General features: G+C 71.1%; 22 protein-coding genes and 1 pseudogene. 14 read left to right on the top strand and 9 right to left on the bottom strand.

What is annotated here, in order from left to right; genetic code table 11:
* Positions 1 to 23: 23 nt before the first annotated feature.
* From AVW11_RS11265 to AVW11_RS11245, 5 genes are all read right to left on the bottom strand, one after another.
* Positions 24 to 980 carry a trypsin-like serine peptidase gene (locus tag AVW11_RS11265; protein WP_030839544.1) on the bottom strand — a complete coding sequence of 319 codons (957 nt, stop codon included), beginning with the start codon at positions 978 to 980 and terminating at the stop codon, positions 24 to 26.
* A gap of 207 nt (positions 981 to 1,187) precedes the next feature.
* Positions 1,188 to 2,234, bottom strand: a complete 1,047-nt coding sequence (locus tag AVW11_RS11260) for a YeiH family protein (protein ID WP_076043912.1) — start codon at positions 2,232 to 2,234, stop codon at positions 1,188 to 1,190.
* Positions 2,234 to 2,782 (bottom strand): cysteine dioxygenase family protein, encoded by a 549-nt coding sequence (locus AVW11_RS11255; protein ID WP_060180143.1) that lies wholly within the window; start codon positions 2,780 to 2,782, stop codon positions 2,234 to 2,236. The genes AVW11_RS11260 and AVW11_RS11255 overlap by 1 nt, the downstream gene beginning before the upstream one ends.
* A 79-nt stretch (positions 2,783 to 2,861) precedes the next feature.
* Positions 2,862 to 3,767: a LysR family transcriptional regulator gene (locus AVW11_RS11250; RefSeq protein ID WP_076043911.1), complete on the bottom strand. Its 906-nt coding sequence runs from the start codon at positions 3,765 to 3,767 to the stop codon at positions 2,862 to 2,864.
* 89 nt (positions 3,768 to 3,856) lie between these two features.
* Positions 3,857 to 5,449 carry a S1C family serine protease gene (locus AVW11_RS11245; protein ID WP_060180144.1) on the bottom strand — a complete coding sequence of 531 codons (1,593 nt, stop codon included), beginning with the start codon at positions 5,447 to 5,449 and terminating at the stop codon, positions 3,857 to 3,859.
* A 237-nt stretch (positions 5,450 to 5,686) separates the two neighbouring features.
* Here AVW11_RS11245 and AVW11_RS11240 point away from each other — a divergent pair, with 237 nt between their 5' ends.
* The 3 genes and pseudogenes from AVW11_RS11240 to AVW11_RS11230 all read left to right on the top strand — a co-directional run bounded on the left by AVW11_RS11240 (position 5,687) and on the right by AVW11_RS11230 (position 8,354).
* The gene (locus AVW11_RS11240) at positions 5,687 to 6,475 is read left to right on the top strand and encodes a glycerophosphodiester phosphodiesterase (RefSeq protein WP_173675338.1); all 789 of its coding nucleotides are present in this window, start codon (positions 5,687 to 5,689) and stop codon (positions 6,473 to 6,475) included.
* 85 nt (positions 6,476 to 6,560) lie between these two features.
* Positions 6,561 to 7,162 (top strand): annotated as a pseudogene (locus tag AVW11_RS11235) (ATP-binding protein).
* Positions 7,163 to 7,379: 217 nt separating this feature from the next.
* The gene (locus AVW11_RS11230; RefSeq protein ID WP_030839517.1) at positions 7,380 to 8,354 is read left to right on the top strand and encodes a DUF5926 family protein; all 975 of its coding nucleotides are present in this window, start codon (positions 7,380 to 7,382) and stop codon (positions 8,352 to 8,354) included.
* Between the two features lie 182 nt (positions 8,355 to 8,536).
* Here AVW11_RS11230 and AVW11_RS11225 read toward each other — a convergent pair whose 3' ends face one another.
* Positions 8,537 to 9,109 (bottom strand): hypothetical protein, encoded by a 573-nt coding sequence (locus AVW11_RS11225; protein WP_076043910.1) that lies wholly within the window; start codon positions 9,107 to 9,109, stop codon positions 8,537 to 8,539.
* Between the two features lie 109 nt (positions 9,110 to 9,218).
* Complete coding sequence (locus AVW11_RS11220; protein WP_076043909.1) at positions 9,219 to 9,977, bottom strand: bifunctional DNA primase/polymerase; 759 nt, start codon at positions 9,975 to 9,977, stop codon at positions 9,219 to 9,221.
* A 397-nt stretch (positions 9,978 to 10,374) separates the two neighbouring features.
* On the opposite strand from AVW11_RS11220, the gene AVW11_RS11215 reads away from it, so the two are divergent.
* Together AVW11_RS11215 and AVW11_RS11210 are read left to right on the top strand one after the other, a co-directional pair.
* The gene (locus AVW11_RS11215; RefSeq protein WP_076043908.1) at positions 10,375 to 11,928 is read left to right on the top strand and encodes a PP2C family protein-serine/threonine phosphatase; all 1,554 of its coding nucleotides are present in this window, start codon (positions 10,375 to 10,377) and stop codon (positions 11,926 to 11,928) included.
* Positions 11,929 to 12,046: 118 nt separating this feature from the next.
* Positions 12,047 to 13,513, top strand: a complete 1,467-nt coding sequence (locus AVW11_RS11210) for an aminopeptidase P family protein (protein ID WP_076043907.1) — start codon at positions 12,047 to 12,049, stop codon at positions 13,511 to 13,513.
* An 89-nt stretch (positions 13,514 to 13,602) separates the two neighbouring features.
* Here AVW11_RS11210 and AVW11_RS11205 read toward each other — a convergent pair whose 3' ends face one another.
* The gene (locus AVW11_RS11205; protein ID WP_030839502.1) at positions 13,603 to 14,046 is read right to left on the bottom strand and encodes an ATP-binding protein; all 444 of its coding nucleotides are present in this window, start codon (positions 14,044 to 14,046) and stop codon (positions 13,603 to 13,605) included.
* 138 nt (positions 14,047 to 14,184) lie between these two features.
* Between AVW11_RS11205 and AVW11_RS11200 the strand changes: the two genes are divergently transcribed.
* The 9 genes from AVW11_RS11200 to AVW11_RS11160 all read left to right on the top strand — a co-directional run bounded on the left by AVW11_RS11200 (position 14,185) and on the right by AVW11_RS11160 (position 23,950).
* Positions 14,185 to 14,994, top strand: coding sequence for a hypothetical protein (locus tag AVW11_RS11200; protein WP_076043906.1), 810 nt, complete (start codon positions 14,185 to 14,187; stop codon positions 14,992 to 14,994).
* A gap of 109 nt (positions 14,995 to 15,103) precedes the next feature.
* On the top strand, positions 15,104 to 15,844 hold the full coding sequence (locus AVW11_RS11195) for a YcnI family copper-binding membrane protein (RefSeq protein ID WP_076043905.1): 741 nt from the start codon (positions 15,104 to 15,106) through the stop codon (positions 15,842 to 15,844).
* 121 nt (positions 15,845 to 15,965) lie between these two features.
* Positions 15,966 to 16,622 (top strand): SCO family protein, encoded by a 657-nt coding sequence (locus AVW11_RS11190; protein WP_030839492.1) that lies wholly within the window; start codon positions 15,966 to 15,968, stop codon positions 16,620 to 16,622.
* On the top strand, positions 16,619 to 17,098 hold the full coding sequence (locus AVW11_RS11185) for a copper chaperone PCu(A)C (protein ID WP_076043904.1): 480 nt from the start codon (positions 16,619 to 16,621) through the stop codon (positions 17,096 to 17,098). Before AVW11_RS11190 ends, AVW11_RS11185 begins: the two co-directional genes overlap by 4 nt.
* Positions 17,099 to 17,119: 21 nt before the next feature.
* Positions 17,120 to 19,078 (top strand): copper resistance CopC/CopD family protein, encoded by a 1,959-nt coding sequence (locus AVW11_RS11180; protein WP_076043903.1) that lies wholly within the window; start codon positions 17,120 to 17,122, stop codon positions 19,076 to 19,078.
* Positions 19,075 to 20,361, top strand: coding sequence for an iron uptake transporter deferrochelatase/peroxidase subunit (gene efeB, locus AVW11_RS11175; protein ID WP_420856373.1), 1,287 nt, complete (start codon positions 19,075 to 19,077; stop codon positions 20,359 to 20,361). The genes AVW11_RS11180 and efeB overlap by 4 nt, the downstream gene beginning before the upstream one ends.
* A gap of 42 nt (positions 20,362 to 20,403) precedes the next feature.
* The gene (gene pheA, locus AVW11_RS11170) at positions 20,404 to 21,339 is read left to right on the top strand and encodes a prephenate dehydratase (protein WP_030839482.1); all 936 of its coding nucleotides are present in this window, start codon (positions 20,404 to 20,406) and stop codon (positions 21,337 to 21,339) included.
* A gap of 524 nt (positions 21,340 to 21,863) precedes the next feature.
* Positions 21,864 to 23,141: a serine--tRNA ligase gene (serS, locus tag AVW11_RS11165; protein ID WP_030839480.1), complete on the top strand. Its 1,278-nt coding sequence runs from the start codon at positions 21,864 to 21,866 to the stop codon at positions 23,139 to 23,141.
* The gene (locus tag AVW11_RS11160; RefSeq protein ID WP_060177187.1) at positions 23,138 to 23,950 is read left to right on the top strand and encodes an HAD family hydrolase; all 813 of its coding nucleotides are present in this window, start codon (positions 23,138 to 23,140) and stop codon (positions 23,948 to 23,950) included. The genes serS and AVW11_RS11160 overlap by 4 nt, the downstream gene beginning before the upstream one ends.
* Before the next feature lie 176 nt (positions 23,951 to 24,126).
* Here the strand turns inward: AVW11_RS11160 and AVW11_RS11155 are convergent, their stop codons facing one another.
* Positions 24,127 to 24,777 carry a rhomboid-like protein gene (locus AVW11_RS11155; protein ID WP_076043901.1) on the bottom strand — a complete coding sequence of 217 codons (651 nt, stop codon included), beginning with the start codon at positions 24,775 to 24,777 and terminating at the stop codon, positions 24,127 to 24,129.
* Positions 24,778 to 24,863 lie beyond the last annotated feature (86 nt).

Genomic DNA, 24,863 nt, shown 5'->3' with positions numbered 1-24,863 from the left:
GGGGTGGCGGGGCGACTGTCGGGTCAGGAGGCCTGTGCCTTGTCGTAGGCCGCCTTGGCTTCATTGCCGAGGTACGGGCCGTACATGCGGTTGGGCAGGAAGGTGTAGCCGAAGCTGTTCACCGAAACCTGGGTGCCGAGGCCGGTGGCCTCGTTGAAGTCCTGGAACCAGGGGCCGCCGCTGGAGCCGCCGGTCATGTTGCAGCCCAGGCTGTGGTCCTTGGTCAGCAGGAAGTCCTTGCCGCTGTTGCCGCTGCAGTAGACCAGCTTCGTTCCGTCGTACGGGGCCGCCGCGGGGAAGCCGAAGGAATACATCCTCTTGTTGTAGCCGCCGTTGAAGAGGACTCCCTGCGCGCCGACGGCCTGGCTGAGGGTCTGGCCGTTCAGCGGGGCGACGACGGCGAGGCCGACGTCCATGTTCATGTCCTCGCTCGCCGCCCACTGGTCGGTGGCGAAGGTCTTGGTGGCCGACCACTGCCCGTAGGGCGCCGACCCGTTGTTGTAGGCGGGTACGAAGACCCAGTTCGTGTGCCAGGCGCCCTGGTACTTCACGCAGTGGCCCGCCGTCATGACCGTACTGCCGTTGGCGCTGGTGATCGAGTTTCCGGAACAGGAGGCGGTGCGGCCGCCCATCGTGAAGAAGACCCGGCCCGAGGTCTTCACGACCGCCCCGCCGCCGGTCCAGGCCCCGCCTGCCTGCGGGAACGCCGTCGGCGACGCAGCAGACGCGGCGGCCGTCGGGGCGATGGCGGTGGGAGTGGCGGAGGCGGCCACCGCGGTACGAGCCGCGCCGGGTACCGCCGTCACGTCGAGCGGAGTGGCCGCCCGCATCCGCTCGGCGGTCCAGAAGCCCTGGGTGTGCTGCGGCCGGAAGGACGTCGGGGCGTCCGCAGCGATCGAGGGGGTGGCCGCCGTCAGGACGCCCGCGACCAGGGCGCCCGCCGAGAGCAGGACGGACAAGGCCGTGCGATGACGATTCACGCATGACTCCTTCTGCCGTGCCCGGACCGGTCGGAGCCGGGCAGGGTGGGGGTGAAGAGCGGTCGGTGCGGATCGGCTGTGCGTGGTGCGCCGTACGTGGTGCGGCTGTCGGGGCAGAGTGGCACGGGCCCGCCTCAATGTCAGCGGGCAGTCAGAACGTTCGGTCGGTTCCGGCCAGGAAATGGCCAACTCCCGGCCGTTGCAGCGTCATACGGTGAGCATCACGCCCGCGTACGAGACCCCGGCGACGACCACCCACGCCGACAGTCCCAGCGCCGCCGCGCGCCCTCCGGTCCGGGCCAGCGTCGGCAGATGGACGGCGCTCCCCAGCCCGAACAGGGCCGCCGCCAGCAGTCCCTCCTGCGCGGTGTGTGCCCACTCCAGCGCTACGTCGGGCAGCAGACCGGTGGCGCGCAGCGCGGCCGCGGCCAGGAAGCCGGCGACGAACAGCGGTACCGGGGCCGGGCGCCGGCCCGAGGCGGTGCGCACCCCCTGCCGCCGGGCCCGTACGGCGAAGGCGACGGCCGCCACCAGCGGAGCGAGCAGGGCCACCCGCATCAGTTTGACCAGCACCGCCTCTCCCAGGGCATCCGGGCCGGCAGTCTGCGCGGTCGCCACCACTTGGCCGACGTCGTGGACACCGGCGCCGACCCACCGCCCGAAGGCAGGGTCGGAGAGCGCCAACGGGTCCTGGAGGAGCGGGAGTACGGCGATCGCGAGCGTCCCGCACAGGGTGACGAGTGCGACCGAGGCCGCCACGTCCTCCTCGTCGCTGCCCGACACCTGGCTCACCGCGCCGATCGCCGAAGCCCCGCAGATCGAATACCCCGTGGCGATCAGCAGCGGCTGGTCGCCCGGAAGCCCCAGCCGACGGCCCAGCCAGAGGGTGCCGAAGAACGTGGCTGCGACGACGCCGACGACCATGGCCACCGTGGCCCAGCCCAGACGGAGCACCTGGTCGAGCCCCAGGCCGAGGCCCAGCAGGACGATGCCGATCCGCATGAGCCGCCGGCCGGCCAGCGAGAGGCCCGCGCGCCCGGCCCCCCGGACGAAGGTCCGCGGTCCGGGCAGGTGCGCCACCGCAATGCCCAGCACCACCGAGGCGGTCAGCATCGGTACAGCGGGTATGAGGCGGTGGACGCACCAGGCGACCAGGGCTCCGCCCACCGCCAGCGCCAACCCCGGCCAGGGAGCGGATGTTTCACGTGAAACATGCCGAACCGCTGTGCTCTGCGGGCGATGGAGGAGTGCCATCAGTCGACGGGGAGCTTGTAGACGCGACGGATGCTGGTCCCCAGCCGGGACACGTCGGCGCCGTACACGTGCACCGATATGGCCTTTGTGGAGCAGGAGTTGCGCACTTTGTGGATGTCTCCGGGCGGGGCGAATCCGCACACGTCGCCCTGGGTGTTGACCACGTCCTCCGTCGCCACCAGACGGGCGGGACCTGCACCGGGTGCGAGGCGGAAGCGGCGCTCGCTCTCCTCGCCCTGGTGCACACCGGCCACGCACCACGACACGTGGTCATGGATGCAGGTCTCCTGCCCGGGCAGCCACACCAGCGCCACCACGGAGAAGCTTCCGTCGGACTCGGCGTGCAGGATGTGCTGCCGGTAGCGCTCGGGGTCGCCCTCCTGCTGCGTCGGCGTCAGCAGGTCGGGCGCCCCCAGGTGCGGGGCGAGCCTTTCGCCCACGAGGTAGGCGGTGAGGTCGGGAGCCAGTCCCCGCTCCACGACCGTGCGGATCTCACTGACGAGGGCGGCCATCCTCGTGGTGGTACGGGCCGGTGTGGTGGTGGTCATACGGGCAGCGTGCGGGCGCCGTTCCCACGCGTCCAACGACAGTTGTGACGTGAAATCCCAAGCAGCGCTTATGGGTTGGTCAGCAGCCGACCCGGTTGGCCGCCACCCGCTTCAGCGCGTTCAGCACCACGGACGTCGCCGGAATCCGAAGATGGTCCCGGTAGACGTACGCGGCGATGTGCCGCCGGGCAGCAGGCTGGAGCGCACGTCCGCAGACCCGGCTCAGTGAGAGCGAGGGCAGGACGAGCGCGGGCATCATCGCCACGCCCAGGCCTTGGGCCACCAGGCTCTGCACCACCAGATTGTCGTCGGTGGCGAAGCGGATGTCGGGCACGAAACCGAGCTCGGCGCACTCGTGCAGCAGGTTCGCCCGGCAGCGCGGGCAGCCCGCGATCCACCGTTCCTCGGCGAGGTCGGCCAGGTGCACGGCGCGGCGCCGGGCCAGCGGGTGCCCGGTCGGGAGGAGTACCGTCAGCTGGTCCTCCAGCAGCCTGACCTCGGTGACCTCCTCCGGCACCTCCTCGTGCAGGCCGGGATAGGTGAAGGCCAGGGTGATGTCGCACTCGCCGCGCTCCAGCCGCCGCAGCGACTCAGGGGGCTCTCCCTCCAGCAGTTCCACCTGTATGCCCGGGTGGTCCTTGGCCAGGCCGCTCAGGGCTTCCGGGACGAGGGTGACGTTGGCGCTGGGGAAGCCGCACAGTCTGACCCGGCCGGTGCGCAGGCGGGCGTACGCCCTCAGCTGGGCCTCGGCGGCGGAGAGGTTGCCGAGGATGGTCTCGGCGTGCCGGGAGAGCGACTCCCCGGCCTCGGTGAGCTGCATCTTGCGGCCCACGCGTGTGAACAGCGGGGTGCCGACGGCGCGTTCGAGCGCCTTCATCTGCTGGGTGATGGCGGGCTGGGTGTAGCCCAGCACGCGCGCGGCCGCCGAGTACGAGCCGGAGGCGACCACCGCGTGGAACGTCCGTATGTGCCGAGAATCGAACACGAGCGAAGCATAAGCGGACGTTGGAGGGGCCGTGGGCGGAATCCCGCCCACGGCCCCTCGTCACCGCGCCACTGCCGTGGCCGGTGGTGCTACTTGTCGCCGATCCTGGAGCCGAGCGTGATGTCGACGGTGGTCGGCTTGCCGTCGCGCAGATAAGTCAGCTTCACCGTGTCGCCGGGCTTGTAGGTCCAGATCATGCTGATCAGGGTCGGGCCGCTGTCGACCGGCTTGCCGCCGAAGTCCGTGATGATGTCGCCCGGCTTGAGCCCCGCCTTGCCGGCCGGACCGTTGGGGTCGACGAGCTCGTTGGCGGCCGCGCCCTGCTCGGAGATCTTCGCGCCCTCGGTCTTGGCCTGGAGGTCCACCGATACCGAGATCACCGGGTAGACCGGCTTGCCCGTCTTGATCAGCGACTCGGCCACGTTCTTGGCCTGGTTGATCGGGATGGCGAAGCCGAGGCCGATCGAGCCGGCCTGGCCGCCGCCGAAGCCGCCGTTGCCGGCCGACTGGATCGCGGAGTTGATGCCGATGACCGCGCCGCGGCCGTCGAGCAGCGGACCGCCGGAGTTTCCCGGGTTGATCGAGGCGTCCGTCTGGAGTGCGCTCATGTAGGAGTTCTTGCTGCCGGTGCCGTCGCCGGAGGCGACCGGGCGGTTCTTGGCGCTGACGATGCCGGTGGTCACCGTGTTGGACAGGCCGAAGGGGGCGCCGATCGCGATCGTGGCGTCGCCGACCGCGACCTTGTCGGAGTCGCCCAGCGCCAGCGGCTTGAGGCCCGCCGGCGGGTTCTTCAGCTTGAGCACGGCGACGTCGTAGCCCTGGGCGCGGCCGACCACCTCGGCGTCGTACCGCTTGCCGTCGGAGAAGGTCGCGAAGAGCTTGCCGCCGTTCGCCGCGGAGGCCACCACGTGATTGTTGGTGAGGATGTGGCCCTGCTGGTCGTAGACGAACCCGGTGCCGGTGCCGCCCTCGCCGTCTCCGGCCGAGGCCTCGATGGTGACCACGCTGGGCAGTGCGCCCGCGGCGAGCCCGGCGATGGAGCCGGCCTCGCGCTTGAGGTCCTTCGGGGTGTTGGTCGCGCTGATGGTGGTCGAGCCGCTGCCGTTGTTGCTGCGCTCGGCGGCCCAGTAGCCGACGCTGCCGCCGATGCCGCCCGCGAGGAGGGCCGCCACGAGCACGGCCGCGATCATGCCGCCCCTGCCCTTCGCCTTGGGCGCGGGGAAGCCGTCGGCGGCCGGGGGAGCGCCCCAGACGGGGCCGCCCGCACCGCCGGCGCCGTACGCCGGCACGGTGGGCGGCGGGGGCGGCCAGCCCTCGGCAGCGTGCGGGGCCGGCGCGGAGGGCTGGCCGTATCCGGGAGCCGGCGCGGGGGGCTGGCCGTATCCGGGGGCCTGCCCCGCGGACGCGGGCGGGATCTGCTGGGTCGGCTCGGTGCCCGGCGCGGGCGTCGGCGGAAGCTGCTGGGTCACCTGCTCACCGGCGGCGGGCGCCGGAGCAGGGGCGGGTGCCGCGGGCGGGGCCTGCGGGACGGCCGGAGCAGCCGGAGCGGCGTCCTGGGGGGCGTGGTCCGGCCGCGGTCCGGCTGCGGAGGCCGCCGGCGCCGTCTCGGAGCCCTGAGCAGGGGTCACGGACGGGGCCGCGGGGGGTGTGGGGGCCGCGGTGCCCTCGTTCTCGGTGCTCACAGCTCTCTCTCCTCGTCACACACAGCTGCAGAAATCCGGCGATATCGATCCGGCTGAACGTTCGACGTGCCGTACAAGTTCCAGGGCAAAGCCTTTCCCATGCCCCGTCAGAGCACTGTAAGCCGGACCTGTGCATCTCCCCCCATTCTTTATGTCCGGCATTTCGGATGCACTCGCAGGGCCGGACCCCGCCCCCCGGAGGGCTGACGGTGGCACCATGACCCGGTGACCCACGCAATGCCGCGCACCATCCAGGTCGTCGCCCACCGCGGCGCTTCGGAGGATGCCCCCGAGCACACCCTGGCCGCCTACCGCAAGGCCATCGAGGACGGCGCAGACGCCCTCGAATGCGATGTCCGGCTCACCGCCGACGGCCATCTGGTCCTGGTCCACGACCGCCGGGTGAACCGCACCTCGAACGGCCGCGGCGCCGTCTCCGCCCTGGAGCTGGCCGACCTCGCCGCCCTCGACTTCGGCTCCTGGAAGGACCGCGAGGAGTCCCCCGACTGGGACGCCGACCCCGAGCGCACCTCGGTCCTCACCCTGGAGCGCCTCCTGGAGCTGGTCGCGGACACGGGGAGGCCCGTACAGCTCGCGATCGAGACGAAGCACCCGACGCGCTGGGCCGGACAGGTGGAGGAGCGCCTCCTCTTCCTCCTCAAGCGCTTCGGCCTCGACGCCCCGCCGGCCGGGGGCCCGCACCCGGTCCGGGTCATGAGCTTCTCCGCGCGCTCCCTGCACCGGGTCCGGGCCGCCGCGCCGACGGTACCCACCGTGTACCTGATGCAGTTCATCTCGCCCCGGATGCGCGACGGGCGACTGCCGGCCGGAGTGACGATCGCCGGCCCCGGCATGCGGATCGTCCGCAATCATCCCGGCTTCATCCGCAAGCTCCAGGACGCAGGCCATGGCGTTCACGTATGGACCGTGAACGAGCCAGATGACGTTCAGCTCTGCGCTGATATGGGTGTGGAAGCGATCATCACGAACAGACCCCGTCAAGTTCTGTCCCAACTGGGGCGCTGACGTCCCGGTTTGCGCACCGGCCACCACCACCCCCTCCGTCACAGGGTGTGCCCCGGCGCATCCGCTCCGCATTCGATCGGCGCGAATGCGTCAGAGCGGCCTGCTCCGGCGGTTTCCGGTCCAGGCCAAGGGGGCATCCAGACCATGCGTGGGGCTAAGGAGGTTCCGGGGGTGGCGTTGGTGGTGGCACAAGAAGTGCCCACGTCGTCGTGCATGGACGTACGCCATGGTCCTGCGGGCGTGGGTGAGGCCAGGCACCGGATGCGCGAACAACTGCGTATCAGCGGGGTGGCCGAATCGGTCGTGGACGATGCCGTACTGATCCTTTCCGAACTGCTCAGCAACGCCTGCCGACACGGCAGGCCCCTGGGCGCGCGGGAAGTCGGGGACGGGGAGATACGCGCCGCATGGCGCATCGACAGAGCGGGGCGGCTGACGGTAGAGGTCACGGACGGGGGTGGGCCCACCCGGCCTGTTCCTTCCACGCCCTCGGTCACCGCACGCGGCGGCCGGGGGCTGAACATCATCAGCACCCTTGCCCAGGACTGGGGTGTCCGGGACGGAGCGGCGGGTGAGGTCACCGTCTGGGTGGTCGTCGCCTGTGGGCCCCGGCACGAGGATTTCGCTACGCGCGTTGCGCCCCCGGCGATCGACTTCAGCACGGCATTCGACGATCTCGATGTCTGACCCCGCGGACCCGGAAGCCAGGACCTCTTGGAACCGGGACCCCTGACCGCACAACAGCTCACCATCAGCACAGCAGTACCGGTCATCCGTACAGGCGGCCGTCCGGGAGCGCACGCCGACCGTGCTCCCGGCCGCACCCCACCGGTTCCGGCGGTACGAACGGCTAGGCTCGCGCCCAGACACGACGCCGTACCGCCGCAACCGGGAGACACGCACGATGGCCAAGAAGCGCCCCGCAGCCAAGTCCGCAAAGCCGCAGCTCAACAACGGTGAGATCCCCGTTGTGGGCGCTCGCGAGCCCTGCCCCTGCGGATCCGGGCGCCGCTACAAGGCCTGCCACGGCGCAGCCGCCGCGCACGCCGTCACCGAGCACGTCCAGCGGCCCTTCGAGGGGCTGCCGGGCGAGTGCGACTGGGTCGCGCTGCGCGAGCTCGTTCCCGCGGCCACCATCCCGCTGTCGCTGAAGGGCGGCCTGCCCGAGGGCGTCCCCTCCGTCACGCTGGTGACCGTACTGCCCATGGCCTGGCCGGCGCTGCGCCGCGAGGACGGGTCCGTGCTCCTCGGTCTGCAGAACGAGACGACCACCGGCGACCTGAGCCGCGACATGGCCGACACCCTGCAGCGCGCACTCGTCGCGGAGCCGGGAACTCCGGTCGCTGCCCGCCGGGTCCCCGCCGAGGGTCCCCGACTTCAGGATCTCCTGGACACCGACGGCGGTTTCGAGCCGGTTGTGCACAGCGGCTTCGAATTCTGGATTCCGGAATCCGAGGGCGGCCAGAACGCGTCCCCGGAGATCGCCGCCTCGCTGGAGCGCGCCAACGCGGCCGCCATCCCCACCGTCAAGCTGACCGGCGTCGACGCCGCCTACTGGTGCGAGACCCCGGACAAGAACCACCTGCGCTGGGTCATGCCGCACCCCGAGGAGAAGCTGCTCGACGCCCTCGCGCGGCTGCACGCGGCCGGCACGTCCTCGCTCGGCGAGGGGACGAAGCTCGTCGGCTCCTTCCGCGCCCACGGTCTGATGGTCCCGGTCTGGGACCTGCCGACCGGGGTGACGGCCGACGACGTCGAGAAGCCGGCGGCGGAGTTCGCGGAGCGGCTGGCCAAGGCGCTGGCCACGGATGCTCCGCTGACCACGGAGGAGCGCCGGGCGCGCGGCGGCCTCACCAACCGCCAGGTGACCCTCAGCTGACGTCGCGCGTGCGCGCGGAGCCGGTGACCGGAGTCACAACTCCCGCTAATCGTCTGCAAATCTGTGTCTGAATATCAGAGATCGAATTTGCGAACAGGCGATCTCTTGTTACCGTTCTTGTAGCCCGGTCGCTGGTGCATCCCCCGTCGCCAGCGACCGGGCCCTTCCATTTACGGCGGTACTCAACCGTCACCATGCGCCGGTGAGTTGCTCCCGGACCGCAGGAGCAGCTGCCCTTCATCATCCGGAACTGCAAACTCCGCAACGGCCGAGTAACTCTCCGGACCCCCGCCCGAGTCCTCTTTCGGCGTCTCGCACAGACCGGGTTCATCACCGGCGCCGACCGGACAGCGGATCTGCACCGTGCGCCCGGCAGGCCCCATCACCGTCAGCACGGCATCCAGCGCGCGACCACTCGTGTTCCTGTAGTAACTCCTGCCCCATGTCTGGCCTTCGGCCACCAGGACGCACGTCTGCGCCTCGACGCCTTGCGGAGAGGTCAGTTCGGGACCGCAGCGGGAATCCGTGCGCGGCTGCTCCGCGGGCCGTGGCTGTTCGGTCGCGGCCGGCTCCGCCGGGCGCCCGGCCGGCGCAGGGGAGGAACGAGCGGGGCCCGAAAGGCCGAGGGTCTTGAACAGGCCGCCGCCCTTTCCGTCGTCCTGACCGGCAAAATCAGGCCCGGCGATCGCGCCGGCGAGCGGGAGCGACAAGATGATCAGCACACCGGCGCCGATACCGATCAGGCGGAGATTCATTCGCCGAAGATAGCGACGCGGGAAAGGGGCGCGGAGATGCCCGCGCCCAATTCCCTTGGAAACTCGACCCGCTGGCACCCGTACGAGTGATCCTGCGGGACCTCACAGGTCAGTACGCGAGCCGGCTGCCGCCGCCGGGCGCGCTGCTGCTCGCCTCGACCAGTGCGTCCACCACCGCCTCGACGTCGGGCAGCCAGAACTCCACCCCCGCGGCCTGCGACGGCCGCGCGCCAGGGGACTGAGGACCGGCCGGACACTGCGGCAGCGCACGCGGTTCGCGCGCCCAGCGCACCCGGCCGCCACTGGACGCGGTGGACGGCGGGAGGAGCAGGTAGCCGCCCTCGCCGTGGAACCGCAGTGAGGACGGCACGTGGTCCTTCGCGTACAGGAGTTCCCCGAGCCGCTCCAGCGAGTACGGCGCCACGAGCAGCGCCCACCGGGTGGGCGTGGCGACGACCGGCCCGAGCCTGAGGCCCTGCGCCTCCAGCCGTACGAGGGCCGACGCGGCCGCGCCGGCCGGGAGGCTCACGGCGCACGGGGCGGTTCCGCCGGTCGCCATCAGGACGGGTGCGGTGGGCCGGTTGGTCCACCACCAGGTCACCATGCGGGGGTCGGTGGAGGCGGCGAGCAGACCAGGGTCGAAGGGATGGGCACCGGGGACGACGCAGTCGGGGTCGGGGCAGGCGCAGCGCGTACCGTCCGTACCGGACCGGCCGACGCCGGGCAGGACGGGCCACCGCCATGCGGTGGCGCAGGTGAGCGCCGCCTCGAGGGCAGCGGAAGTTCCGCCGCCCCGACCCCGGTCGGGGCGTAGGGATTGAAAGCGATCGCGGAGCCGCTGGAGACGCCTTCCGAGGATCTCGCGCATGAGCGCTCGTTCCTTTCCGTTGAACGTCGAGGGCCACATCACACCATGTAACCGGTGACTCACCACACGTACAGGTTTCGCGTCACTGTCCGCCAGGGGCAGGTCCACACGGCTCGTGCAGTCTTCTTACGGGTCCATCAAACGTCCGGCGGGGATGGAGCGCGACCCGCGCCGACTGCCCAGACCGGCTGCCGCCGCTTAGGACGACAGACCGCGACCGAGCGGTTCCCGGTACGCCAACTGGCCCCGGCCACCACCGAGTACGTACCCGACCCCCCTGCGCAGCTCGTCCAGTCGACCTCAAAAACCGACTGCTTCCAGCTTTTTCCGGCCAAGTTCTAGCCTTGGCCCGACAGTGAGTTGCCGCCTCGTGGACACCAGGATTCCCACCTGGGCAATGCTGGACATGCATCCATGTGTGCGTGTAGATGTGGATTCCTTGATGGCGGCGCAGCACGGTCTGGGGGTTTGCGATGCTATTCGGCGAATCGCACCAGGTGGAAAGGCGGACGCCATGAGCGCCCCGCATCTGCCGAAAGTGGCTGGAATCGATCCAGCAGTCACCGCGTCACCGCACACTGCGGCGCCCGCACCCGCCCGCCCCACCCCCGCACCGGCCCCTCCGACCGCACCGGGCAGCCTCATCCAGGACCGGCTGGCGGGCATGGTCTCGGACCTCACCACCCTGCACGAGCTCACCGAGCGCCTGGCCCGCGCCGGCGACCTCGACACCTCCCTCCACGAGTTCCTGCGCGCCGGAGCCGCACTCGTCGGCGCGCGCCGCGGCCTGGTCGTCCTGGAGCCCTCCGACGGACTCGGCCCCACCGCCACCATCGGCCTCGGACTCGGCCACGCCGAACTGGGCCACATCGAGACCGTGCCGCGCAGCGCGACCCGCTACGGGCGGATCCTCGACGGGCTGCCCGACGCCCAGGGCGGCTCCGAAGTCCTCCCCGAACCGGACGCACCCCCCGGCACCGGCGGATTCGCCTCCCCCGCGGACCCCCGCCACCGCGAGGTCGCCGCCCGGCTCGGCTACGCCGCCAGCTACGCGCTCCCGCTGACCGCCGAGGCCACCGGCCGGCTCGGCGCCGCCGTATGGCTCTACGACGAACAGGCCGAGCCGAACGACCGCCAGCGCGACCTGGCCGGCCTGTACGTGCGCCACGCCGCCGAGCACCTGGCCCGGATGCTGGAGGTGGAACGATCCCGCACCCGCCTGGCCACCGTCGCGGAGGAGCTGCTGCCCAGCCGGCTCCCCCGGATTCCGGGGGTGCAGCTCGCGGCCCGCCACCACACGGGACCGCTCGGCGGGGGCGACTGGTACGACGCGCTGCCGCTGCCCGAGGGCGCCCTCGGGCTGGCCGTGGGCTCCGTCACCGGCTCCGGCCCGAGCGCCGTCGCCGCCATGGGACGCCTGCGCGCCTCGCTGCGCGCCTACGCCGTGATGGAGGGCGAGGACCCCGTAGCCGTCCTGTCCGACCTGGAACTGCTGCTGCGGCTGACCGAGCCCGCCCGCTCGGCCACCGCGCTCTTCGCGTACTGCGAGCCCGCCGGAGGCCCGCAGACCGACGGCCGGGGCAGCAAGATCATCCTGGCGGGCGCCGGGCACGCCCCGCCGCTCGTCATCGGCGAGCACCGCACCGAGTACGTGGAGACCTCGCTCTCCGCTCCGCTGGGCATGCTGTCCTGCTGGGAGGCACCCAGCATGGAGATCGAACCCGCACCCGGAGAAACGGTGCTTCTCTACACCGACGGGCTGCTGCGTCACACCGGCGACCCGATGGACCGGGCCTACGCGCGGCTTCACGCGGCGGCCGCAGGGGTGCCCCGCGCCGCCCGGGAGGACCCGGCGGCCCTGTGCGACCACATCCTGCGGACCGTGCTGCCCGACGGGCGGCCGGCCGACGCCCCCGAGGACATCGTGCTGCTCGCAGCCCGCTTCGAGTGATCCGCCGCGGGTTCCGGACCGTGACAACCCGCACGATCCGGACCACGCCTTCCCCGTACACGCATACGATGGATGAGGTCCACACCCAGGTCCGTACCGTCGTAGCTGAGGAGAAGACGTGGCTGACGAGCTCACCCCGGAGACCCCGGAAGAAGAGCAGCCCAAGAAGACGCACAAGCAGCGCAAGAACGGTCTGTACCCGGGCGTCAGCGACGAACTCGCCGAGAACATGCGCACCGGCTGGGCCGACACCGAGCTGCACGGACTGGAGCCGATCGCGCAGGCCGCGCACACCGCGGCCCGGCGCGCGGCGCTGTCCGAGCGCTTCCCGGGTGAGCGCCTGGTCATCCCCGCGGGCCGCCTGAAGACCCGCTCGAACGACACCGAGTACCCCTTCCGCGCCTCGACCGAGTACGCCTACCTCACCGGCGACCAGACCGAGAACGGCGTCCTGGTCCTGGAGCCGAACGGCGCGACCGGGCACACCGCGACCATCTACCTGCTGCCGCGCTCCGACCGTGAGAACGGCGAGTTCTGGCTGTCCGGCCAGGGCGAGCTGTGGGTCGGCCGCCGCCACTCCCTCACCGAGGCCGAGCAGCTGCTGGGCATCCCCGCCCAGGACGTGCGCGAGCTCGCCGCGGCCCTCACCGAGGCCGAGGGCCCGGTCCGCGCCGTGCGCGGCCACGACGCGGTGATCGAGTCCGCCCTCACCGACAAGGTGACCAAGGAGCGCGACGAGGAGCTGCGCGTCTACCTCTCCGAGGCCCGCGCCGTGAAGGACGAGTTCGAGATCGGCGAGCTGCAGAAGGCCGTCGACTCCACCGTCCGCGGTTTCGAGGACGTCGTGAAGGTCCTCGACAAGGCCGAGGCCACGTCCGAGCGCTACATCGAGGGCACCTTCTTCCTGCGCGCCCGCGTCGAGGGCAACGACGTCGGCTACGGGTCGATCTGCGCCGCCGGCGCGCACGCCTGCACCCTGCACTGGGTGCGCAACGACGGCGCCGTCCGCTCCGGTGACCTGCTGCTGCTCGACGCCGGTGTGGAGACCCACTCCCTCTACACCGCCGACGTCACGCGCACGCTGCCGATCAACGGCACGTACACGGACATCCAGCGCAAGATCTACGACGCGGTCTACGAGTCCCAGGAAGCCGGCATCGCCGCGGTGAAGCCGGGCGCGAAGTTCCGCGACTTCCACGACGCCTCCCAGCACGTGCTGGCCGAGAAGCTCGTCGAATGGGGCCTGCTCGAGGGCCCGGTCGAGCGTGTCCTGGAGCTCGGCCTCCAGCGCCGCTGGACCCTGCACGGCACCGGCCACATGCTCGGCATGGACGTCCACGACTGCGCCGCCGCGCGCACCGAGGCGTACGTGGACGGGACGCTGGAGCCCGGCATGTGCCTCACCGTCGAGCCGGGTCTCTACTTCCAGGCCGACGACCTGACCGTGCCCGAGGAGTACCGCGGCATCGGCGTCCGGATCGAGGACGACATCCTCGTCACCGAGGACGGCAACCGGAACCTGTCGGCCGGGCTGCCCCGCACCTCGACCGAGGTCGAAGCCTGGATGGCGCGCCTGAAGGGCTGACGCGGCCGGACCGAGGTCGACAGGACCGACGTCCGCACCGAAGCGTGTCGGTGGGCGGGATCCCGGACGGGGTCCCGCCCACCGGCGTACTACGACGCCTTCAGCAGGGCGTCGTCACGCCACTTCAGCATCTTGTCGAAGCTCACCACGGCGCCGCGGCCCGGCCGGTTGCGGAAGCGGACGTGGTCGGAGAGCTCGGCGATCAGGTGCAGGCCCCGACCGTGCTCGGCCAGGGCGGGTCTGCGGCGGGCCACCGTGGCGGGCGGGAACCCCGGCCCGGAGTCGGTCACCTCGATGCGGCAGCGGTCCCCGTCCAGATACGCCGTGACGTGGTACGCCTCGGTCTCGTCCGGAACACCCCCGCCCCCGCCGTGCTCCACCGCGTTCGCACAGGCTTCGCTCAGCGCCACCGAGAGGTCGAAGGAGATGTCCGGGTCCACCCCCGCGGTCTCCATCGTCCCCAACAGCAGTCGCCTGGCGAGCGACACGCTCGCGGCCTCGCGCCTCAAGTGGAGAGACCACCAGATGCTCATACGGTTACCTATTGCCGCCCGCGAGGGGCCGTAAGCCCCCTTGGGCCGTCCGGGAACTCATTGCACACGTCCGGCGGATGCGGATCTTCCGGACCTGCCGTATGGGCGACATCAGTGCAGTGCGATGATGTCCCGGCCATGTCCGACCCCCACACGACGCATGCCGGAGCCGGCCTCCGGCTGATCCGGGCCGCGGTGTTCACCGCGGTCTGTGTCGTGCTGTCCGCGATCGGGCACGCCCTGGCATCCTGCGCCACCGTGCCCTGGTGGTCCCTGTGCGCTGTCTTCCTCGCCGTCTTCGCGATCGCTGCGCCGCTCGCCGGGCGCCGCCGGACACTGCCCGGCCTCGCCGCCGGGCTCACCGCCGGGCAGCTCGCGCTGCACGCGCTGTTCGGCATCGGCCAGCACAGCACCGCGGCCGCCCGGACACCCGGCAGCGCCTCCGACAGCTCGCTCGCGGAACTCGCCGCGCGGCTGGTGTGCGGGGGCAACTCCGTACCCATGAGCCCCGCCGACGCCCGCCGCATCCTGGAGGCCGCCGGCCTGGACCCGACCGCCTTGGCCGAGCAGGCCGCGGCGCAGGGCCACGGCGGGCACGTCGCCCGGGCCGTCACCGCCGCGCCCGAGACCGGTCTGTTCAGCCCGGCGATGCTGCTCGGGCACCTGCTGGCCGCGCTCGTCGCCGGCTGGCTGCTCGGCCGCGGCGACGCCGCGCTCTTCCGGCTCGTCGAGCTGTCCCGGCTCACCGCCGAGGCCGCCCCGATGCGCCCGCTGCGTGCCGCACTCGCCTTCGTACGCGCCCTCGGCGCGGGACTCGGCGCGTCCGCCCGCACCCCGCGGACCGGCCGCCGGACCGGAACCGACCCCGTGGCCTCCACGGGCCGGGAAGCACTCCAGCACACGGTGATCCGCCGCGGCCCGCCTGCGGCGTTCGTCCTCGCAGCCTGACGCGGCACCCTTTACCCGGACACACAGCGGGAACACCGGTGCCGCGTACTCCGCGCGCGCCCGTGCGCGGAGCCACCGCCACCACTGCTCTCCGTGGAGTGTTTCCGCCATGAAGACCTCTCGCGTCTCCTTCGCCGCCGCCCTCGCCGCCGGCTCCGTCCTCGTCCTCTCCGGCACCGCCTTCGCACACGTCGGCGTGCAGCCGATCGGCGAAGCCTCCAAGGGCGGTTACGCGACGCTCAACTTCAAGGTCCCCAACGAGCGTGACAACGCCTCGACCACGCAGCTCGAGGTCAACTTCCCGGTCGACCAGCCGCTCACGTCCGTCATGCCCCAGGACATCCCCGGCTGGACCGTGAACGTCGAGAAGACGAAGCTCGACAAGCCCCTGACCGTGCACGGCAGGCAGGTCGGCGAAGTGGTCACCAAGGTGACCTGGTCCGGCGGCAAGATCGGCCCGGGCATGTTCCAGCAGTTCCCGGTCTCCGTCGGCAAGCTCCCCGAGAACGCCGACCAGATGGTCTTCAAGGCGATCCAGACCTACGACAACAACGAGGTCGTGCGCTGGATCGAGGAGCCCAAGGAAGGCGCCCCGGAACCGCAGACCCCGGCCCCCGTGCTCAAGCTGACCGCCGCGAAGGGCGACGACCACCACGCCGGCGCCAAGACCGACGGGGCGAAGAACACCGACCAGGACGCCGGCAAGGCAGCCGGCCACGGCCACGGCCATGACCAGGCCTCCGCCGACCACGGCTCCGACACCACCGCGCGCGTCCTCGGCATCGCCGGCATCGTCGTCGGGCTCGGCGGTGTCGCCTTCGGCGTCGCCGCACGCCGCCGCTCCGTCTGACGGGCCGCTCCGTCCGACGGCTGCTCCCTCTCACGGGCCGCTCCGTCCGACGGGCCGCGCCCCGGGCGCGGTCGCGCCCGGCATCCTCTCACCCCATCCCCGATCCCAGGGACATCCCTCCATGCGCACCACACGTGTGACGGCCGCCGCGCTCCTCGCCGCGGCCCTACTCGCCCTCACCGCCTGCGGCGGTGAAACCGCCAAGAACGACAGCGGAGTCACCCAGATCTCCGGCGGCCAGGACGCCAAGAAGGCGGCCACCGTCCTGGACCGCCCCTTCAACAAGCCGGAACTCGTCCTGACGGACACCACCGGCAAGCCGTGGAACCTCCGCGAGCAGACCAAGGGCAAGCCGACCCTCATCTACTTCGGTTACACCAACTGCCCGGACGTGTGTCCGCTGACGATGAGCAACGTCGCCGTCGCCAAGAAGAGCCTCCCGAAGGAGGACCAGGACAACCTCCGGGTCGTCTTCGTCACCACCGACCCCGAACGGGACACCCCCGAATCGCTCGGTGCGTGGCTCAAGGCGCAGGACCCGTCCTTCATCGGACTCACCGGGGACTTCGCGACCATCCAGGCCGCCGCACGGACCCTCGGCATCGGCATCGATCCCGCCCAGAAGGAGGCCGACGGCAGCGTCGTCTCCATGCACGGCGCGCAGGTCATCGCGTTCTCGCCCAAGACCGACGAGGGCTACGTCCTCTACGGCGAGGGCACGACCGTCGACGACTACACCAAGGATCTGCCGAAGCTCGCCAAGGGGGAGAACCCGTGAACACCCGCACCATCCGCACCCTCGCCGCCGCCTTCTCCCTGACGGCAGCACTTGCCATATCCGGCTGTTCCGGCGAAGCCGAACCGCCGCTCGTCGTCAAGGGCGCCTTCATGCCCCAGCCCGTGAGCGACAAGATGGCCGGTGCCTTCATGGTCATCGGCAACCCCACCGAAGAGCCCGACAAGCTCATCGGCGCCACCTCCCCGCTCTCCGACGATCTCCAGATCCACGAGACCAAGGACCAGAAGATGCAGCAGGTCCAGTCGATGGACGTGCCGGCGGACGGCGAGCTCCGGCTGGAGCGTGGCGGCAACCACATCATGTTCATGGGGCTCAAGAGCACTCCCAAGGTCGGCGACAAGGTCGCCGTCGAGCTCCGCTTCGAGAAGGCCGGCTCCGTCAAGGTCGAGCTGGACGTGAAGGAACGCACGTACAACGCGCAGGCTCCGACTTCCACGGCCGGCCACGGCCACTGACGGACCGAGGACTGACACGCCATGACGGCCACCGCCCCCGCCCCCTCCACGGCCCGCGCCCGTGCCACGGCATTCCTGCCACGGCTCGCGCTGGTCCTCGCAGCTCTGCTGGCGACCCTGTTCACCGCGGCCGCACCGGCCACGGCGCACGCCGCCCTCACCGCGAGCGACCCCACGGACGGGGCGGTGGTCGCCACGGCACCCGCCCAGGTCACGCTCTCCTTCTCGAAGCAGGTCGCCATGGGCGACGATTCGATCCGCGTCCTCGACCCGCAGGGGCGACGGGTGGACACCGGTGAACTGCGCGACATGTGCAGCGGGAACACCATCCGCTACGGCACCGCCCTCCACTCCGGCCTGCCCAACGGCACCTACACCGTCGCCTGGCAGGCCGTCTCGGCAGACAGCCACCCCATCTCCGGCGCGTTCACCTTCTCCATCGGCGCGCCCTCGGCCACCGAGGTCTCCCTCCCCACCACGACGGCGGGCGGCGGGCCCGTCGGGATCGCCTACGGCATCGCCCGCTACGCCGCCTACGCCGGCTTCACCGTCCTGGTCGGCGGCGCGGCGTTCGTCCTGCTGTGCTGGCGCCGGGGTGCCGCCGAGCGGCCGCTCCAGAAGCTCGTCGTGCGGGCCTGGGTCACCCTGACCGCCGCCACCCTGGCGATGCTGGTGCTGCGGACTCCGTACACGGGGTCCGGCCGGTTCGCCGACGCCTTCGACCTGGAGGGTCTCCGGGCGGTCCTGGAGACGAAGACGGGCGCGTCGCTGGTCTCCCGGCTGCTCCTGCTGGGCGCGGCCGCCCTCTTCGTCGCGGTCCTCTTCGGCGTGTACGCGCGCCGCCTGGAGGACGGCCGGAGCGAAGAGGAGAAGGCCGGGGACACCAACGACCTCACGTTCGGCCTCGCCGTCGGCGGCGCCGTGGTCTCCGGCGGCATCGCGGCCACCTGGGCCCTGTCCGAGCACGCGTCGACCGGTATCCAGCCCGGTCTGGCCATGCCCGCCGACATCCTCCACATGCTGGCCGTGGCCACCTGGCTCGGCGGTCTCTGTGCGCTGCTCGTCGCTCTGCACAAGGTGCCGGGGATCGAGCGCTCGGCGGTCCGGCGGTTCTCCCGAGTCGCCTTCGTCAGCGTGGTGGTCCTGGCCGTCACCGGGGTGTACCAGGCCTGGCGACAGACCGGCACCTGGTCCGCGCTCACCGGCACCGAATACGGGCGGCTGCTGCTCCTCAAGGTCGCCCTGGTGGCGGTTCTGCTCGCCGTGGCCTACACCTCGCGGAAGTGGACCGCCCGGCTCGCCGAGTCACCCGCCGTGCTCGAAGCGGCCGACGTGAAGGTGGGTACGCCGGTATCCGCAGCCGACGATGTTTCACGTGAAACAGAGCCCGCGGCCGTACCCGTGGACCGGGAGCGCGCGGCGCAGCTCGCCCGGCAGCGGGCCGCTCTGGACAGCGCGCGCGAGAAGCGGATGCGTGACGCGGACCCGGACCGCGCGGGCCTGCGCCGCTCCGTCCTGGCCGAGGCGGCGATCGCCGTGGTCCTGCTCGCGGTGACCACGGTCCTCACGAGCACCGAGCCCGGGCGCACCGTCGAGCAGGAGGCGGCCCGCGGCTCCACCGCCACCGCGGTCCCCGACCGTGCCGTGAAGATCACCCTGCCGTTCGACACCGGCGGTCCGAACGGCAAGGGCTCCGTCCGGCTTGAGCTCGACCCGGGCAGGGTCGGTGCCAACACCCTGCACCTCTGGGCGGACACCGGCGACGGGCAGCCCTTCGACCTCCCCGAGGCGAAGGTCGCCTTCACCCTGCCGGCCAAGGACATCGGCCCCCTGCCGGTCGTCCCCGACCGGTCCGCCCCCGGGCACTGGACCGCATCCGGTGTCCAACTGCCGCTCGCCGGCGAATGGCGCATCGACGTGACCGTCCGTACGTCCGACATCGACCAGACCACCGTCCAGAAGACCGTGAAGATCGGCTGACCAGCGTGACCGAGAGCAACCCCGACATCGAGATCTCCCGGCGACGGCTGCTGGGCACCGTCGGCGCCGCAGGCGCCGCGGGCCTGGCCCTCGGCGGCGCGAGCGGCGCCCTGGCGCACTCCGCGCTCGCCGGCCCCGGAAGCGGATCCGCCACCGGAGCGGCAGGGAGCCTCTCCTCCCTCGGAGCCACTCAGGTGGCGTTCCACGGGGACCACCAGGCCGGCATCACCACCCCCCTGCAGGCCAAGGGACACGTCGTCGCCTTCGACCTGGCACCCGGAGCGGGCCGCCCCGAGGCTGCGGCGCTGCTGCGGCGCTGGTCCGACACCGCACGGCGGCTCATGGCGGGCGAAACCGCCCCGACCGGCGACACCGGTATCGCCCTCGACGCGGGGCCGTCCTCTCTCACGATCACCTTCGGCTTCGGGCACTCCTTCTTCGAGCGCACGGGCCTGGGGGCCCGCCGCCCCACAGCGCTCGACCCGCTGCCCGACTTCTCCTCCGACCGGCTCGACGCGCGGCGCAGCAACGGCGACCTGTGGGTCCAGATCGGCGCGAACGACGGACTCGTGGCTTTCCATGCCCTGCGCGCCCTCCAGAAGGACGCCGGAGAGGCCGCGCGTATCCGCTGGCAGATGAACGGCTTCAACAGGTCCCCCGGCGCGACCGGCACCCCGATGACCGCCCGCAACCTCATGGGGCAGGTCGACGGCACCGGCAACCCGAAGCCCTCCGAGCCCGACTTCGACAAACGGATCTTCGTTCCCGCGGCGGGCCCCGGGCCCGCAGAGCACGCCTGGATGGGCGGGGGCTCGTACGCCGTCGTGCGGCGCATCCGCATGCTCCTCGACGACTGGGACAAGCAGTCCCTCGCGCAGCAGGAGCAGGTCATCGGCCGGACCAAGGCCACCGGGGCCCCATTGACGGGCGGCGGCGAGACCACCGAGATGGAACTCGACAAGATCGGCCCCGACGGCAAGCCCGTCATCCCGTCCAACGCCCACGCCCGGATCTCGGCCCCCGAGCAGAACGGCGGGGCCGCCATGCTGCGGCGTCCCTTCTCCTTCCACGACGGGATCGGCCCGGACGGTGCTCCCGACGCCGGGCTCCTGTTCATCTGCTGGCAGGCCGACCCGCTGCGCGGGTTCGTACCCGTACAGCGCAAGCTCGACCGCGGGGACGCGCTGTCGGCGTTCATCCGCCACGAGTCCAGCGGCCTGTACGCGGTTCCGCCCGGGCCGCGCAGCGGCGAGTACGTCGGCCAGCGGCTGCTCGAAGGGTGAACAGCGCCGCGGTGGCCGGCACCCCGGCATTAGGCTGATCGCATGTCAGCCACCCGCTTCACGTATCTCGGTCCCGAGGGCACCTTCACCGAGGCCGCCCTGCGCACCCTGCCGGAAGCCGCGACCCGGGAGCTCGTCCCGATGGTGTCGGTCCCGGCCGCCCTGGACGCCGTGCGCAACGGCGAGGCGGCCGCTGCCCTCGTGCCGATCGAGAACTCGGTGGAGGGCGGGGTCACGGCCACCCTCGACGAGCTGGCCTCGGGCGAGCCGCTGATGATCTACCGCGAGGTCCTGCTGCCCATCGCGTTCGCCCTGCTGGTACGGCCGGGGACCGCCCTGTCGGACGTGAAGACCGTCACCGGGCACCCGGTCGCCCAGCCCCAGGTACGCAACTGGCTGCGGGCCAACCTGCCCGACGCGGTGTGGGAGTCGGCGGCCTCGAACGCCGACGGCGCCCGGCTGGTCCAGGAGGGTCGCTTCGACGCCGCCTTCGCGGGCGAGTTCGCCGCCGCCACCTACGGCCTCGTGCCGCTGGTCACCGAGATCCACGACGCGGAGAACGCCGAGACCCGGTTCGTGCTGGTAGGACGCCCCGCACGGCCGGCGGCGCCGACGGGCGCCGACAAGACATCCGTCGTGCTGTGGCTCGGCGACGACCACCCCGGTGCGCTGCTGGAACTCCTCCAGGAATTCGCCGTCCGCGGGGTGAACCTGATGCTGATCCAGTCCCGTCCGACCGGACAGGGCATCGGCAACTACTGCTTCGCCGTCGACGCCGAGGGCCACATCTCGGACCGGCGGGTCAGCGAGGCGCTCATGGGCCTCAAGCGGACCTGTCCCCAGGTCCGCTTCCTCGGCTCCTACCCGCGGGCCGGCGTTGCGCAGAGTGACGTCCGCTCCCCCCGGCCCGGAACGTCCGATGGCGACTTCACGGCTGCCTCCGACTGGCTGGCGCGCTGTCTCGACGGCCGGGCGTAGCGGCGTCCCCTGTCCACAGAGTTATCCACAGGCCGAGATGGGGACCTGGGGACAAGTCGACAGAGCGACGCGACAAGGTCGACATATCGGTCGGGTGGTCCAGGTTTCACGCTGGGAAGCGGGAGGTGAACGCTGTCACCTCCGTATCGCCGATCAACTCTTTGGAGCGAGTCTTTCCCACCCGAATGAGTGTGTGAGGGTGGTTTGAACCCTGATTCACCTCGGCCATCCAGCGATCAGGAATGATCTATTCCTGTGTCCACAGATACAGCACACAGCCTGTGGATAAGCTGCGGACGGTCACAATTCCTGTGGACAAGAACCACCTCCGGCCCTGCTCAGGGGCGGCTCGCGATCCGGCATTGTGCCCCTTTTCGGGGAATCGGCCCGCCTTTATTGACAGCCCCAGAAGGGTCGGTTCCGGTCAGCGATCAAGACTTATCCATTCGTCGCAATTGGGGCATAGCGACACGCAGCGTGATATCGGTGTGATCCCAGGAAGCCCAGCCCGGTAGCCTGGAGGGGTGATTGACCTCCGGCTGCTCCGTGAAGACCCTGACCGTGTCCGCGCCTCGCAGCGCGCTCGTGGAGAGGACGTCGAACTCGTCGACGCCCTGCTCTCCGCGGACGAGCGCCGCAGGTCCTCCGGCATGCGCTTCGACGAACTGCGCAATGAGCAGAAGTCGCTCGGCAAGCTCATCCCGAAGGCCTCCCCGGAGGAGCGGACGGAGCTGCTGAAGAAGGCCGAACAGCTCAAGCAGGACGTCAAGGCCGCCGAGGCCGAGCAGAACGAGGCCGACGAAGCCGCCAAGCGCCTTCTGCTCCAGCTCGGCAACATCGTCCATGAGGACGTACCCGTGGGCGGAGAAGAGGACTTCACCGTCCTGGAGACGCACGGCACCATCCGCGACTTCGCCGCCGAGGGCTTCGAGCCCAAGGACCACCTGGAGCTCGGCGAGCTGCTGGGCGCCATCGATGTCGAGCGCGGCGCCAAGGTCTCGGGCTCGCGCTTCTACTACCTGACCGGTGTGGGCGCCCTGCTGGAGCTGGCGCTCGTCAACGCGGCGATCGCCCAGGCCACCGAGGCCGGCTTCATCCCGATGCTGACCCCGGCGCTGGTCCGCCCGCGCGCCATGGAGGGCACCGGCTTCCTCGGCCAGGCCGCGGAGAACGTCTACCACCTGGAGAAGGACGACTACTACCTGGTCGGCACCTCCGAGGTCCCGCTCGCCGCGTACCACATGGACGAGATCATCGAGGGCGACAAGCTGCCGCTCCGATACGCCGGCTTCTCCCCGTGCTTCCGCCGTGAGGCCGGTACGTACGGCAAGGACACCCGCGGCATCTTCCGCGTCCACCAGTTCGACAAGGTCGAGATGTTCTCGTACGTCGCGCCGGAGGACGCCGAGGCCGAGCACCAGCGGCTCCTGGAGTGGGAGAAGCAGTGGCTGACCAGCCTGGAGCTGCCGTTCCAGGTGATCGACGTCGCCACGGGTGACCTGGGTGCGTCCGCATCGCGCAAGTTCGACTGCGAGGCGTGGATCCCGACCCAGGGCAAGTACCGTGAGCTGACCTCCGCCTCGAACTGCGACAGCTTCCAGGCCCGCCGCCTGTCGATCCGCTACCGCGACGGCAAGAAGACCCAGCCGCTGTCCACGCTGAACGGCACCCTGTGCGCGGTTCCGCGCACGATCGTGGCGATCCTCGAGAACCACCAGCTGGCCGACGGCTCCGTCCGGGTGCCCGAGGCGCTGCGTCCTTACCTCGGCGGCCGCGAGGTCCTGGAGCCGATCACCAAGTGAGCCCGGCCACGTTCCCCTACAAGCTCGTCGCAACCGACCTCGACGGCACGCTGCTGCGTGGCGACGACACCGTCTCGGAACGCACTCGTGAAGCGCTCGTCGCGGCCACCGCAGCGGGCGCGGCCCACATCATCGTCACCGGCCGTGCCGTGCCCTGGACCCGGCACGTCCTGGACGATCTCGGCTACAAGGGGATCGCCGTCTGCGGACAGGGCGCCCAGGTCTACGACGCGGGCGCGCACCGGCTGCTGACCTCGGTGACGCTGGACCGGCAGCTCGCCGGGCTGGCGCTGTCGAAGCTGGAGGCCGAGGTCGGTCCGCTGGCCCTGGCCGCCAGTCGGGACGGGGTGGACGGCGAAGTCCTGTTCGGGCCCGGCTACCAGGTGCAGGAAGGCCTTCCGGCCCTCTACCTGGAGGACACCGCCGCGGTGTGGACGGCTCCGCTCAACAAGCTCTACATCCAGCACCCGGAGCTCGATGACGACCAGCTCGTCAAGGTGGCCCGGGAGACCGTGGGCAACCTGGTCGACGTCGTCATGGCGGGGCCGGGGATAGTCGAGATCCTGCCGCTGGGCCTGACGAAGGCCACCGGCCTGTCCCTGGCAGCGCGCCGACTCGGGGTCAAGGCGGCGGAGACGATCGCCTTCGGCGACATGCCGAACGACATCCCGATGTTCGGCTGGGCCGCTCGCGGGGTGGCCATGGCCAACGCCCATGTCGAACTCAAGGCGGTGGCCGACGAGGTGACCACCTCCAACGAGGAGGACGGGATCGCGGTGGTGCTGGAGCGTCTGCTGGCCGCCGCATAACGCGCCGGACGTACGAGAGGTCCGGGGCAGCCCGCGCCAGAAGGCGCGCTCGAAGTGGCTGCCCCGGACCTTTTGTTGCTCCCCGCCCGACTCACTCTGCCCCGCCCCGAAGCCCCTTACCAGCGAATTTCCGCCCAGAGCACTGCGTCGCAAAGCGGAGGCCGACTAGTCACGTTTCACGTGAAACGTGTAGATGTTTCACGTGAAACAACGTGGCGCGTGAGCGGCCAGGACAGCAGTCCGACGGCGAGCGCGATGGCGTGGCCGAGGTCGGTGAAAGTGCCGCCGGTGACGACGGGGATCCCGAAGAAGGCGATCACTCCGGCCAGGTAGAACCATCTCCAGGGGTTGGGGAGCCGGTAGGTGAGGACCCCGATGGAGGCCGCAAGCCCGTAGCTGACGCCTATGTCGACGACGTGGGTCATGCTGCGCGGGGCCCGCTGGTCCTGGATGGCCGTCAGGAGGACCTTCTGGCTGATCAGGGTGGCGACGACATGGGCGGTGGCCACGATCACGAGCCAGCGAAGGGTTCCGAGCCAGCGTTCGACGGGTGCGTGGAACACCTCGAACAGCACCACGTAGAGGGCGAGAGAGGCCGGGTTCGCGATCCAGAACGCACTACTGATGAGGGCGCGGACGGGGTGCTGGACGAGCTGGTGGATGTTGCTGCTGTTGCGGTGGAGCAGCACGCGGTCCAGCTGGTCCGGTGCTATTGCGACGATGATGCTGGTCACGGCGATGATCAGCAGCCAGATGTGCGTTCCGGGTGAGGACCGTATCCAGGAGCGCAGGGGCCGGGACGGCTCCGGGTCGGTGCGCTCGCTCATGCACCGATGATGACCCGCAAAGCTGTGCCCCGCCCGGCCGGTGGGCCGGGCGGGGCACAGGCGCGCGAGCGCTGCGGCCGGTCCTA

Source organism: Streptomyces amritsarensis, from assembly GCF_001953875.1.
In the GTDB taxonomy this organism is placed as follows: domain Bacteria; phylum Actinomycetota; class Actinomycetes; order Streptomycetales; family Streptomycetaceae; genus Streptomyces; species Streptomyces amritsarensis.
Note: the sequence above shows the minus strand (reverse complement) of the source record. Positions and strands in the feature narration are given on the sequence as shown.

Bases quoted from the DNA above. Each gene is read 5' to 3' on its own strand.
- AVW11_RS11190 (WP_030839492.1), top strand. From the start codon at position 15,966: ATGCGCACCACACGTGTGACGGCCGCCGCGCTCCTCGCCGCGGCCCTA.
- pheA (WP_030839482.1), top strand. From the start codon at position 20,404: ATGTCAGCCACCCGCTTCACGTATCTCGGTCCCGAGGGCACCTTCACC.
- AVW11_RS11205 (WP_030839502.1), bottom strand. From the start codon at position 14,046: ATGAGCATCTGGTGGTCTCTCCACTTGAGGCGCGAGGCCGCGAGCGTG.
- AVW11_RS11240 (WP_173675338.1), top strand. From the start codon at position 5,687: ATGCCGCGCACCATCCAGGTCGTCGCCCACCGCGGCGCTTCGGAGGAT.
- AVW11_RS11230 (WP_030839517.1), top strand. From the start codon at position 7,380: ATGGCCAAGAAGCGCCCCGCAGCCAAGTCCGCAAAGCCGCAGCTCAAC.
- AVW11_RS11255 (WP_060180143.1), bottom strand. From the start codon at position 2,782: ATGACCACCACCACACCGGCCCGTACCACCACGAGGATGGCCGCCCTC.
- AVW11_RS11220 (WP_076043909.1), bottom strand. From the start codon at position 9,977: ATGCGCGAGATCCTCGGAAGGCGTCTCCAGCGGCTCCGCGATCGCTTT.
- AVW11_RS11225 (WP_076043910.1), bottom strand. From the start codon at position 9,109: ATGAATCTCCGCCTGATCGGTATCGGCGCCGGTGTGCTGATCATCTTG.
- AVW11_RS11215 (WP_076043908.1), top strand. From the start codon at position 10,375: ATGCTGGACATGCATCCATGTGTGCGTGTAGATGTGGATTCCTTGATG.
- AVW11_RS11155 (WP_076043901.1), bottom strand. From the start codon at position 24,777: ATGAGCGAGCGCACCGACCCGGAGCCGTCCCGGCCCCTGCGCTCCTGG.
- AVW11_RS11180 (WP_076043903.1), top strand. From the start codon at position 17,120: ATGACGGCCACCGCCCCCGCCCCCTCCACGGCCCGCGCCCGTGCCACG.
- AVW11_RS11200 (WP_076043906.1), top strand. From the start codon at position 14,185: ATGTCCGACCCCCACACGACGCATGCCGGAGCCGGCCTCCGGCTGATC.
- AVW11_RS11195 (WP_076043905.1), top strand. From the start codon at position 15,104: ATGAAGACCTCTCGCGTCTCCTTCGCCGCCGCCCTCGCCGCCGGCTCC.
- AVW11_RS11260 (WP_076043912.1), bottom strand. From the start codon at position 2,234: ATGGCACTCCTCCATCGCCCGCAGAGCACAGCGGTTCGGCATGTTTCA.